This is a genomic window from Algoriphagus sp. (assembly GCF_024305035.1).
Classification (GTDB): domain Bacteria; phylum Bacteroidota; class Bacteroidia; order Cytophagales; family Cyclobacteriaceae; genus Algoriphagus.
This window is the reverse complement of the sequence record NZ_JAMWZB010000014.1, coordinates 22,116-34,528: the sequence shown is the minus strand read 5'-3', so window position 1 is coordinate 34,528 and position 12,413 is coordinate 22,116. Positions and strand designations below refer to the sequence as shown.

General features: G+C 44.0%; 11 protein-coding genes. 9 read left to right on the top strand and 2 right to left on the bottom strand.

Annotation, left to right across the window (positions count from 1 at the left end; translation table 11 throughout):
• The first annotated feature begins 19 nt into the window (after window positions 1–19).
• Window positions 20–523, top strand: coding sequence for a hypothetical protein (locus Q0L00_RS09580; protein WP_297336660.1), 504 nt, complete (start codon window positions 20–22; stop codon window positions 521–523).
• Between the two features lie 32 nt (window positions 524–555).
• On the opposite strand, the gene ruvB is transcribed toward Q0L00_RS09580, so the two are convergent.
• Window positions 556–1,590 carry a Holliday junction branch migration DNA helicase RuvB gene (ruvB, locus tag Q0L00_RS09575; protein WP_297336659.1) on the bottom strand — a complete coding sequence of 345 codons (1,035 nt, stop codon included), beginning with the start codon at window positions 1,588–1,590 and terminating at the stop codon, window positions 556–558.
• A gap of 124 nt (window positions 1,591–1,714) precedes the next feature.
• Here ruvB and Q0L00_RS09570 point away from each other — a divergent pair, with 124 nt between their 5' ends.
• From Q0L00_RS09570 to Q0L00_RS09540, 7 genes are all read left to right on the top strand, one after another.
• Entirely contained in the window at window positions 1,715–2,779 is a 1,065-nt protein-coding gene (locus tag Q0L00_RS09570; protein ID WP_297336658.1) for an FAD:protein FMN transferase, read from the top strand.
• 152 nt (window positions 2,780–2,931) lie between these two features.
• Window positions 2,932–3,684 (top strand): zinc permease, encoded by a 753-nt coding sequence (locus Q0L00_RS09565; RefSeq protein ID WP_297336657.1) that lies wholly within the window; start codon window positions 2,932–2,934, stop codon window positions 3,682–3,684.
• Window positions 3,685–3,878: 194 nt separating this feature from the next.
• The gene (locus Q0L00_RS09560; RefSeq protein WP_297336656.1) at window positions 3,879–4,142 is read left to right on the top strand and encodes a DUF4212 domain-containing protein; all 264 of its coding nucleotides are present in this window, start codon (window positions 3,879–3,881) and stop codon (window positions 4,140–4,142) included.
• An 11-nt stretch (window positions 4,143–4,153) separates the two neighbouring features.
• Window positions 4,154–5,839, top strand: coding sequence for a sodium:solute symporter family protein (locus Q0L00_RS09555; protein WP_297336655.1), 1,686 nt, complete (start codon window positions 4,154–4,156; stop codon window positions 5,837–5,839).
• A gap of 29 nt (window positions 5,840–5,868) precedes the next feature.
• A complete protein-coding gene (acs, locus tag Q0L00_RS09550; RefSeq protein ID WP_297336654.1) occupies window positions 5,869–7,761 on the top strand; it encodes an acetate--CoA ligase in 1,893 nt (630 codons plus the stop codon).
• 157 nt (window positions 7,762–7,918) lie between these two features.
• Window positions 7,919–9,850: a DUF294 nucleotidyltransferase-like domain-containing protein gene (locus Q0L00_RS09545; protein ID WP_297336653.1), complete on the top strand. Its 1,932-nt coding sequence runs from the start codon at window positions 7,919–7,921 to the stop codon at window positions 9,848–9,850.
• A complete protein-coding gene (locus Q0L00_RS09540; protein WP_297336652.1) occupies window positions 9,847–10,521 on the top strand; it encodes a 3'-5' exonuclease in 675 nt (224 codons plus the stop codon). Before Q0L00_RS09545 ends, Q0L00_RS09540 begins: the two co-directional genes overlap by 4 nt.
• Here the strand turns inward: Q0L00_RS09540 and Q0L00_RS09535 are convergent.
• Window positions 10,510–11,922, bottom strand: coding sequence for a DUF4403 family protein (locus Q0L00_RS09535; RefSeq protein ID WP_297336651.1), 1,413 nt, complete (start codon window positions 11,920–11,922; stop codon window positions 10,510–10,512). The genes Q0L00_RS09540 and Q0L00_RS09535 overlap by 12 nt on opposite strands.
• Before the next feature lie 70 nt (window positions 11,923–11,992).
• Here Q0L00_RS09535 and ytxJ point away from each other — a divergent pair, with 70 nt between their 5' ends.
• Window positions 11,993–12,328, top strand: a complete 336-nt coding sequence (ytxJ, locus tag Q0L00_RS09530; RefSeq protein WP_297336650.1) for a bacillithiol system redox-active protein YtxJ — start codon at window positions 11,993–11,995, stop codon at window positions 12,326–12,328.
• Window positions 12,329–12,413 lie beyond the last annotated feature (85 nt).

Below are 12,413 nucleotides of genomic sequence, written 5' to 3'. Positions count from 1 at the left end.
GTAAACGTATTTCAATGAGATGATCCAAAAGCTTTTCCCACTAGACAAAAATTACATTCTTCGGCAGGCTCAATCTGTCCTAGAAGAGGAGCTAATTGATCGGATGGTTTTTGAGTTGAAGCGTTCCTACACTTTTTTATTTAATCCACTTCGTCTGATGGATCCGACCTATGAACGAATTTTGGATACCATGGATTTTCCCCGGGATCGGGTTCGCTTGATTTATCGGCAGCTCTGTGGAATTTACCGCTATAAGCACGGAGACAATCAGTTGGAATTTTTATTCGACGGGCGGTCACATAGTGAAAAATTTCAGGAAGACTGGTCCATGGCCTTGGTGGAATATGTTCAAAAGCTTGGGCAGCACGAACCTTACGTGAAAACCATGCTGAGAATGACTGTACTTTTTGACAATGAATCTCGTGCAGCATGGTCAGAGAATAACTGCAAAGCATTTATCAATCAGTTTTTTGAGGTACGGGTGGTCAAGCGACTAGGGGAATTGAGATTAAAAGTGGGGTAAATTTTTGGACTAAACCCCATTCTAATTTCTGATTAAATTCCTTCGAAAAGACTTCCGCTGCTGGGGTTTGGCTTGATTTTAAGGTGCTTATATGCCATTTCGGTAGCCATTCTTCCCCGCGCAGTGCGTTTGAGGTAGCCTTCTTGAATTAAAAAGGGTTCGTAAACTTCTTCGATCGTTTCAGCCTCCTCTCCGCAGGCGGTTGCGATGGTTCCCAGGCCCACAGGTCCTCCTTTAAATTTTTCAATGATGGTCAAAAGAATGCGGTTGTCCATTTCGTCCAATCCGTTTTCATCTACATCCAGGGCATTGAGCGCGATCTTGGCGATCTCCAGATTTATCGTTCCGTTCCCCTTTACTTCGGCAAAATCCCGAGTTCTCCGGAGAAGCATATTTGCGATCCGAGGGGTCCCCCTGCTTCTTCGCGCGATTTCGTAGGCAGCAATTTCATCGATGGGAGTGTCTAAAATTCCTGCCGATCGACTGACAATATCTGTAAGTAACTTGGCATCGTAATATTCCAATCGGGAATTGATGCCAAATCGGGCACGGAGGGGAGAAGTCAACAGACCAGATCGGGTGGTCGCTCCGATAAGGGTAAAAGGGCTGAGGGAAATCTGTACCGATCGAGCATTTGGACCGGAATCCAACATGATGTCAATGCGAAAATCCTCCATGGCCGAATACAGGTATTCCTCTACAATCGGGTTGAGACGGTGAATCTCGTCGATGAAAAGCACATCTCCTTCTTCCAGATTGGTTAAAAGTCCGGCTAGGTCCGAAGGCTTGTCGAGAACAGGGCCCGAGGTAATTTTGATTCCTGCCCGCAATTCATTGGCAATGATGTGACTAAGCGTCGTTTTTCCAAGGCCGGGAGGTCCGTGAAGGAGTACATGATCCAGGGGTTCGTTTCTGTTTTTTGCCGCTAGCACAAAGACTCTAAGGTTTTCAACGATTTTAGCCTGACCCGTAAAATCCTCAAAACTGAGCGGACGCAGTGCTTTTTCAAATTCCCGATCTTTTGGGCTCAAATTCTCATCTTCTCCACTTAGATAGTCTTCTCTCATAGCATTTTTGAATCGCTTACAAATATAGAAAATTACGGGAGCTAAAAGGAGCCTTAAAATCAGTCATGAATTCGGTAACATCCCGAAGAAATAAGGCTTAAATTTGGACCAAAATTTATTTCCTATGCAGTCTAACGCACGAAAAAATATTATTTATTCTTTGGTTTTACTGGCCATGGTTGCTTTGGTTTATTCTTGGAGAAACCGGGAGGAACCCGCAATCCCAGAAACTGAACACGTCAACTTAGATCTTAAGATCAATTTTTCGGGGCAGACCATGGGGACGAGTTATCAAATCACCTATCTCGACCAGGAGGGAAGAAACTTTCAAACCGAAATTGACTCCCTACTCGCTGTTTTTAACCAAAGCCTTTCCACCTACATTCCAGATTCTGAGTTGAGTCGCTTCAATGCAGGGGATACCTTAAACTTTAATTTGCCTTACCTTCCTCAGGTTTTAGAGGGCTCAAAGAAGGTTTTTGAGTTGACAGGGGGGGCATTTGATCCAACAGTAGGGCCACTGGTCAATAGTTGGGGTTTTGGACCGGGTGGGCCTCAATTAAAAGACTCGGTAGAGATAAATGACTTGGTTCGTCTAGTGGGATTTGATCAAATCAATTGGGATCAAAATCAGGTGAGGAAAGAAGTTTCTGGGCTTTATTTAGATTTTTCGGCAATAGCCAAAGGTCAGGGGGTGGATGTAATCGCAGATTTTTTACTGGAAAAAGGCATAGAAAATCTTTTGGTGGAAATCGGTGGTGAACTGGTCGCTCGAGGAGTCAATGATAAAGGAGAACTGTGGAAAGTGGGGGTAAACCGCCCGGAAGAAGAAGCCACCGCCTCGGAATTGTTTAGTATTATAGCGCTGGATAACCGGGGCATGGCTACCTCGGGTAATTATCGGAATTTTTATGTGCGGGATTCGATCAAGATCTCTCATACCATCAATCCAAAAACCGGTTACCCTGTTACTCATAATTTATTAAGCGCCACAGTTTTGGCAAAGGATTGCATGACTGCAGATGCATTTGCTACAGCGATGATGGTGATGGGGACTGAAGAGGCGATAGCATTAGCTAATCGACTAGATGAAATTGACGTCTTTTTGATCTACAGTCAGGATGATGGCAGCTACGGTACTTACCTTAGTGAACGCTTGAAGCCCTATGTTTCCTTCGATGTGGATTAGACCAAATTATTTTTAGTTGATATTCAAGGGTTTTGGTTTTGTTTTAGAGCAAAGCAGAATTTAAATGCAACATTATTGAATTTTATTACCTTTAGGACGGTTATACCATCATCTCTTTTCTAATGACAATTCCGGAGAGGGACATACTAGGCATGGGCATTAATTTTCTTCTTTTATTTCTGACTGCCATGATCGCAGGATCTTTGGTTTTTTTTGCGCCTAAATTCCGCGATAAGTATTTTAAGTTGATTTTGGTTTTTGCCGGGTCTTATCTTTTTTCAATTACCATTCTCCACATCATCCCAGAGCTCTTTACCAATGGAATCGATGGGTCCAAAATGGGGTTGTACATTTTGATTGGGTTTCTCTTCCAGCAACTTTTGGAGTATTTATCCAGTGGAATTGAACACGGCCACATTCACCTGCACCACCAGGGGCAGTCTAAAAGTGGGGTAATGACCGTGATGCTGGGATTGTTTATTCATGCTTTTCTGGAAGGCACTTTGCTTTCTCATGGGAGCTTATTGGAGGAAAATGTGGCTCTTGGGCATGTGCACAGTGGAAAAACCGTATTGCTGGGTATTATTCTGCACAAGGGTCCGGCTGCATTTGCTCTCTCAGCGGTGCTTTCTTCGGTACTATCGAAACGATGGACGTTAATGCTGTTGACTGTTTTTGCGCTAGCTTCTCCCTTGGGGATGTTCGGTAGTGCTTTTTTATTTGAATCCGGACTTTTGGACAGGGACGGAATTGGGGTATTATATGGCTTGGTGGCAGGTGGTTTTCTACATATTTCCACCACGATTTTTTTTGAAAGCAGTCCGCAGCATAAACTTCATGTCAATAAACTTTTGGTCAGCTTTTTAGCCGCTGGACTGGCGATAGTTTCCGAGTTTTTCCTCTAAAAATTGGATTTGAACTTTCGGATTTACTTTCAAACGCTTCGATAAAATTTAATTTTTTTGAAACCCGAAGAAAAATGGGGATAAGCGGAAGAATTTAGAAAAAAAACGATCCATTAATCTAAAACAGGTTGCATTTCGACTTTTCTAATCCCTATTTTAGGAATAAATGATTTTTCCCTTAAAATTATCATCCCATGGACGGTCAAAAGCAAAAAATGAAAGCCTATTGGAGGAAAAACCTTCAAACTCTACTCGTTTTACTTTTGATCTGGTTTATGGTGTCCTTTGGGTTTGGGATTTTGCTGGTAGAACCACTCAATGAGGTCAAATTGGGAGGTTTCAAACTGGGCTTTTGGTTTGCACAGCAAGGAGCCATTTACACCTTTGTGATTTTGATTTTTATTTATGTCTGGCGGATGAACCGCCTGGATCGTGAGTTTGACGTCAACGAAGAATAAAAAGACCAAGCATGGAAATATTGACCTGGACTTACCTGTTGGTAGGATTAAGTTTTGCCTTGTATATAGGAATAGCCATCTGGACTAGAGCTGGGTCCACCAAAGAGTTTTATGTGGCAGGAGGAGGAGTATCCCCCCTTGCAAATGGCATGGCAACGGCGGCAGACTGGATGTCAGCGGCCTCGTTTATTTCTATGGCTGGAATCATTTCTTTTGCGGGTTATGATGGGTCAGTTTACCTGATGGGTTGGACCGGAGGTTATGTGCTTTTGGCGCTTTTGCTGGCCCCATACCTGAGAAAATTCGGGAAATTCACCGTCCCTGATTTTGTAGGTGATCGATATTATTCCCATACTGCTCGGATTGTTGCGGTGATTTGTGCCCTATTTATCTCATTTACCTATGTAGCCGGTCAAATGCGGGGAGTGGGAATTGTGTTTTCCAGGTACTTGGAAGTGCCGATTGAGTGGGGTGTGGTGATTGGGATGGTAATTGTGTTTTTCTACGCGGTGATGGGGGGAATGAAAGGAATCACCTATACCCAAGTGGCGCAATATTGTGTGTTGATTTTTGCCTACATGGTTCCGGCAATTTTTATATCCATGCAACTCACCGGTAATCCGATTCCGCAGTTGGGACTGGGGGGAAGTTTAGCAGATGGAACCCCTTTGTTAGATAAATTGGACGGAGTGCTCTCAGAGCTGGGGTTTGCCCAATACACTTCCGGGAGAAAAGGGTTGACCGATATGCTGATGATCACGCTTGCCCTGATGGTAGGGACTGCAGGACTTCCTCATGTAATTGTGCGCTTTTTTACTGTTCCCAGGGTAAAAGATGCGCGGCTTTCGGCAGGTTATGCTTTGGTTTTTATTGCGATTCTTTACACCACTGCTCCAGCGATCGCGGCTTTTGGAATTTACAATACGATTGAGAGCACCTCTGAAAAAAGTATAGATGCCTTGCCCGACTGGATAAGTACTTGGGAAAAGACTGGTTTGATTTCTGTCAACGATAAAAATGGAGATAAAAAAGTTCAGTACCTCGCTAATTCAGAAGAAAATGAGTTGAATATCGATCGGGATATCATGGTCTTGGCTTCACCAGAAATAGCCAAACTCCCCAATTGGGTGGTCGGATTGGTAGCTGCCGGAGCTATGGCCGCTGCTCTGTCTACTGCTGCGGGATTGCTTTTGGTGATTTCTACCTCTGTTTCCCGAGATTTGGTCAAAACCTTTAAACCGGAGATTTCCGAAAAAAAGGAATTGCGCATTGCGCGTCTCGCGGCCGCAGGAGCGGTTATTTTGGCTGGATATTTTGGAGTAAATCCGCCGGGATTTGTGGCTCAAGTGGTGGCTTTTGCCTTTGGGTTGGCAGCAGCCTCTTTTTTCCCGGTGATTATTTTGGGGATATTCTCTACTCGTATGAATAAGGAAGGAGCCATTGCAGGAATGCTCAGTGGCTTGGTTTTTACCCTGATTTATATCATTTATTTTAAATTTATCAGTCCAGAAACCAATTCTGAGGAATTTTGGTGGTTTGGGATTTCGCCTGAAGGAATAGGATCTTTGGGAATGATGATCAATTTTCTGGTGTGTTTTGGGGTTTCCAAAATCACTCCACCTCCACCAAACCAAGTGCAGGAAATGATTCAGGAAATCAGAATTCCAAGAGGGGCAGGAAAGGCATCTGACCATTAATTTGAATTTGTAATTAAACCTAAAATACCATGAGTGATCGACTTCATACCCTGAGTGGGTATTTTCATGAATATCAAAAATCAGTAGCCCAACCCGAGGAATTTTGGGCCAGAATCGCAGATTCATTTCATTGGAAAAAGCGTTGGGATCGGGTGTTGGACTGGAATTTTGAAGGTCCTGATGTCAAATGGTTTGTGAATGGAAAACTCAATATCACCGAAAATATTTTGGAGCGACACCTATTTACCATAGGTGACCGACCCGCCATTATTTGGGAGCCCAACGACCCGAAGGAGGAGGGCCGAACGATCACCTACCGGGAGCTTTATCATGAGGTGTGTAAATTTTCCAATGCGCTTAAAGCAAAAGGGATCCAAAAAGGGGATAAAGTAATCATTTACATGCCTATGGTCCCTGAAGCGGCTATTGCCATGCTGGCCTGTGCGAGAATCGGAGCGGTTCATTCTGTGGTATTTGCTGGATTTAGTTCATCGGCTCTTTCGGATCGAATCATCGATTGTGGGGCAAAAGGGGTGTTGACTTCTGACGGGAATTTTAGAGGAAATAAAAAAATTGGAGTTAAATCGGTCGTGGATGAAGCCCTGGAAAAAGCACCGGTGGAAACAGTCATCGTTTACCAGCGAACCCAGCAAGAAGTTACCATGCAACCCGGAAGGGATCACTGGTGGCATGAGGTTATTGAGGGTGTGGATGACACCAATCAGGCTGAAACCATGGATAGTGAAGACCTGTTGTTCATTCTCTATACCTCCGGATCAACTGGGAAACCCAAAGGAGTGGTTCATACCACAGGAGGATACATGGTTTACACCAAATATTCCTTTGAGAATGTATTTCAATATTCCCCCGGAGATGTCTATTGGTGTACCGCCGATATCGGATGGATCACCGGGCATTCCTATATTGTTTATGGGCCTTTACTAGCTGGAGCTACTTCAGTGATGTTTGAGGGAGTTCCGACATTTCCGGATGCGGGGAGATTCTGGGCGGTTGTGGACAAGTACCAAGTGAATCAGTTTTATACTGCCCCAACGGCTATTCGGGCCTTGCAGGCTTATGGTACGGATCCGATTGAGCCGTATGATTTGAGTTCTTTGAAAGTCCTGGGTTCGGTGGGCGAGCCGATTAACGAAGAAGCCTGGCATTGGTACCATACCCATATCGGAAAAACCCGTTGTCCCATCGTCGACACTTGGTGGCAAACTGAGACCGGCGGAATCATGATTTCGCCCTTGGCAGGAATTACACCTACCAAGCCAGCTTTCGCGACTTTGCCCCTACCGGGTGTACAGTTGTGTATTGTGGATGCGGAAGGGAAAGAACTTACGGGAAATTCTGTAGAGGGAAATCTCTGCATCAAATTCCCATGGCCCAGCATGATTCGTACCACCTATGGAGATCATGAGCGATGCAAGCAAACGTATTTTTCTACCTATAAGAACATGTACTTTACCGGAGACGGGGTAAAGCGTGACCACGATGGCTATTATCGAATTCTCGGACGGGTGGACGATGTAATCAATGTTTCTGGACACCGGATGGGAACAGCCGAGGTGGAAAATGCAATTAATGAACATCCTAAAGTTATCGAATCGGCAGTGGTCGGATACCCTCATGAGGTTAAGGGGCAGGGAATCTATGCTTATGTAATCTGCGATATGGCAAACCGAACAGAAGAAAACCTGATTAATGAAATTAAGGATACCGTTTCGAAAATCATCGGACCGATCGCCAAACCCGACAAAATTCAGATTGTTCCCGGATTACCAAAAACCCGTTCTGGAAAAATCATGCGAAGAATTCTTAGAAAGGTGGCTGAAGGAAATATGGAAACTATGGGGGATACTTCCACGCTGCTAGATCCAGAAGTGGTTGAGCAAATTATTGCTGGGAGGAAATAAGATTCTTGCCTTAAAAACGAGATGGTCTCAGAAGTAGCTGACCTCAAAAAATGCTCAGCTTTACGTATACTTAGAGTAAGGGTTGTTTTCGTCTCTTAAAACAACTTTAAAAGTTGTCTATTACCGTTGAGGCCTCCTCGTTTTTAATTTGAAAAATATGAACGTCATCGTCAACCGGGTTGCAGAGTTTTTGAAGGGGTATCCTCCATTTTCCTTTCTTTCCCAAGAAAATTTGAGCTTAGTGGCGCGTTCTGTAGAGGTCCGGTATTATGAAAAAGGAGCATTCCTTTTCCAAAAAGGAGAGGACCCGCTTCCTCACTTTTTGGTACTCAAAGAAGGGAAAATAGAATTGCTTGATGGCATGGAAATCAAGGAATATTGTGAGGAAGGCGATGTTTTTGGAGTATTGGCATTGCTGGGAAAAAGGCCCTATCTTCTGAGCGCAAAAGCAGTGGAGGACGCTTTAATTTATGCCGTTCCAGTCGCAGTTTTTGAGGAGATGTTGAATCAAAACAGCAAAGTGGCTCTTTATTTTGCCGCGGGTTTTGCTTCCGGTCAGGTGGTCGTCAGGCAAGATCTTTCTCAAGGTCAAATCGCCCGAAAAACGTTTAAAACCCAACCCAAAGATCATTCGCTTCTAATTTTTTCGGACCAATCCCAAATTAAAGTTTCGGAAAATGTCCTAGTTGCTCTGCCTCATATTTCGATTCAACATGCCGCACAGTTAATGAGTGCTCATCAAGTCAGTTCCCTGGTTTTGGTTGACGCCAATCGATTTCCCTTGGGAATCATCACAGACAAGGACCTGCGCAATAAAGTAGTCTCAGAGGCGAAAGACGTCTCCAGAACTGCGGGAGAAATCATGAGCACTCCAGTGGTCACTCAGCCCAGAGGTGCCGACTTTTCGGATCTTTACCTAACCATGATCAAGCATCGGCTTCATCATTTGATTTTGACTGAAGATGGTACCGAACAAAGTCCTGTTTGTGGTATTATTTCCGATCACGATGTGCTACTTTCCATGGGAAATAGTCCTGCAGTAGTGGTTCACGCCTTGAATAATGCGGCTTCTTTAGCAGAAATGCGGGCAATCCGCGATCGGGCGGAGCAGATGCTTCGCTATTACTTGGATAATGAAGTGGCCATGGATTTTGTTTCCTCGGTTATGACAGAGATCAATGATACCATTATTCAGAAGGCTGCCGAGCGTGTCAAAAAGGAATTGGACTCCAAGTATCCGGAATGCAGATCCCTTAATTTTGCTTTTTTGTCCTTAGGTTCAGAAGGAAGGGAAGAGCAGCTGCTGCGTACCGATCAGGATAATGCCTTGATTTATGAGGATGTTCCCGAAGCACTACATCAACAGGCTCAGGCTTATTTTCTTGCATTGGGAACGGGAATTGTAGAGACTTTAATTGCCTGTGGATTTTCCCCTTGCCCCGGTGAAATGATGGCCTCCAATCCGCGTTGGGTACAGCCATTATCGGGTTGGAAAAAGTATTTTTCAGATTGGATTTTAACCCCGACCGCAGACGCATTACTCAAAGCTTCCATTTGTTTTGACTTCAGGGCCATTTCTGGCTCGACTTCGCTTAGCCAATCCCTCAGCGCTCATATTTATGATCAAGTTCAGAAAAAGAAAGCCTTCCTAAGTTTCTTGGGATTAAATGCGCTAAAAAATCCCCCTCCTTTGGGATTTTTCAAAGGTTTTATGGTTGAAAAATCCGGGGAGCATCGGGATCAGTTCGACATCAAAGCCCGTGCGATGATGCCTATGGCTGACTTGGCAAGATTGCTGATTTTGAGTCATGGTGTAGTCGGTATCAATAATACGTTTCGTCGTTTTGAGCGATTAGCAGAACTCGAACCACAGCAGTCCGAACTCTATTCCCAAGCGGGAAAAGCATATGAGATTTTGATGCGGATGCGAGCCTTGGAAGGGCTACAGCACCAAAACAGTGGCAGGTATATTGATCCGGAAAGTTTGGGGAAAATCCAACGCCAATTGCTTAAAAATGCCTTTGTTCCGCTTTCGGAGCTTCAGAGTTTGGTCGAAGTTAGATTTCAATTAGCCTATTTTCGCTCATGAGCTGGTGGCCTTTTGGAAGAAAAAACACAGCAGAACTAGCTGATTTTGTTCGCAAGTACCTGGAATCTAATCGAATATCCATCCCGAATATTCGTGAGATTTCTAGATTGAACTTTGTTGTTTTGGATACGGAGACCAGTGGATGGAATACGAATAAAGATGAGGTGTTATCCTTTGGAGCCGTAAAAATCCAAAATCAATCTATTTTGATCTCCAGTAGTGTTGAATGGTATCCACAGGTTGACATGAAAGGGGAGAAAGCCGCAACCATTCATGGACTCGTTCAAACCCAAAATCAGTTGGAGCCTGGTCTTTTTTTTCAAAAAGTTCTCGCCTACCTCGGAGATGGAATTATTGTTGGGCATCATGTCGGATTTGATTTGGAGATGTTGCTTCGGATAGGAAGAAAATTTGGCTTGGATGCTTTCCCCAATCCAGTCATCGACACCAAAATCCTTACCCTTCGACTAGAACACGGTCCAAGAGCGGATTTCAACCATTTCAAACCTGAAGCCTATCAGCTTGACCAGGTCTGTGCTCGTTTTGGAATCCGCTTGGAAGATCGGCATACCGCAGCGGGAGATGCCTTTTTGACCGCACAGCTCTTGCTCAAGCTTTTGGCTTTGGCACAAAAAAAGGGAATTCGTACCTATCAGGATCTAATGCGCTAATGATTTCCAGTTGACCCCAATATTGCCACTGGCATGGACATAAATGCGAAGTCCGGTGACCGTTGGATAAAATCCTTCAGGAATGATTTTCAGATTTTCAATTTCCAAATCTGCGATTGGAGTGTTCAATCCAAGCCGGTCTTGAATACCTTCGGTACTTTGTTGTAGCAAATCTCCAATAGGGAAAACGGCCATTTTTTCGATTTGACGGATGATTTTTCGCTTTTTTAAAGCAATTCCAAAATTTGCCGAAGCCTGATTACTGATGACTTTGAAATTGACATCCTCAAAAGTCAGGGACTGTAATTCCTGATCAAAACTGGGCTTGCCCACCACAAAAAGTCGTCCTTCCACCGTTTTCCCGTTAGATCGCTCTGCTGCAAAATCTGTCTCCATAGCCATCAACTCCCCAAATGCTTTGGACTTGACTTCCTTCAAGGTAAGAAGGGTTTTGCTGTCCACTCGAAAGCTTTTTCCATTGAGATTTTTCCCTAAAATTTCATCCAATTCCTGGTAAGAAATCGCTGATGGAAGGAGAATTTCCAACTGATTATTGTCGTTGGTGTTCGGACCTAAATGAGGTAGGGGGAAAGCGCGGCTGGGCATGGCGTCACCGGGATGACTTTGGACTTGACCCTGTAGTCCCAACCAAAGGTTGAGGTTTTGGTCGGCATCAAAAAACTCCTTGAAAAGTACGCGTTCCGGACGAATCGAAAAACCCACTTTCTGCTCTTGTATGCTTACTTGGAATGGCTTTCCAGCCTGCTCCCAAACCAAATCCACCCAAGGTTTCAGCCGTGCGATTTTCTTTTCTTCTCCTAAGTTTTCTGCCGCCCATTTTTTCAATTCCCGCTCTAACATTCCACTGAGATCGACTTTCATCCCCAATACGTCCAAAGTGAGGTTGCCACCCAGTTCCATAAGTTCAAAATCACGAACACTCAGACTCCAATCGGGATTGATTTCAGGATTGATTTTAAAAACCGGAGCAAATTCATTGTCTAGGGGGACTTTGCCCCGGAAAAGACTTCCTAAACCGCTTTGAGATAAGCCGATTTCCCCTTGAATTTTCATCGGAAGCTGAAGGGTCATGTGTTGACTATCCAGGGCTGCTGTTTGGATTTGGCCATTGCGCGAAAGCTGTAAATTTGCTTCTATTCCATTCCCGATTTCCAACTCATCTTGAGTGAGGAGTTGATTGGGGATTTGACTATTGATAAGTCGGTGGAGGGTTTCTTTGGGGAAAACAAAGGGGACATTTACCTCAGACTCGGGACTGGGAAGGTCAGGCAGTGGACCAGGATTGGAAATATCCAAACTTTTGCAACCTAAGAATAGGAAGCTGGATAAAATCGAAAGGAAAATGTATTTTTGCAATTGTGTTGCGGATAATAATTTCATGAATGGTATAGATTCAGGAATTGAACGTAAACTCCCCTGCAAGTATTGACCCAAATAAGGAGAATTAGAAATGAACTGGATAAAATTAACAACTCATAATCAAATCGAGGAGCTTAAAAGCATCAGCATGGAGCGTCCTGTTTTGATTTTCAAGCACAGTACCCGGTGCTCCATCAGCAGTATGTCATTAGACCGACTACTTCGAAATTGGAAAGAAGAGGATCAGGCCAAAGTTGTACCCTATTTGTTGGACTTAATTGCTTATCGATCGATTTCGGATCAAATTGAATCAGACTTTGCCGTAGCTCATCAGTCCCCTCAAGTAATTTTGATTAAGCAAGGAAAGGCAGTTTTTGAAGATAGTCATTTTGGAATTTCTTATGATCGAATCATGGAAAAGCTTTGAGAATTCCAACCCTTTATTTTGCCTTCCATCCAGTTAAAATTCCATTCTAATTTTTTTAGTACGGTAGACTAAACCTTTGCCTTTT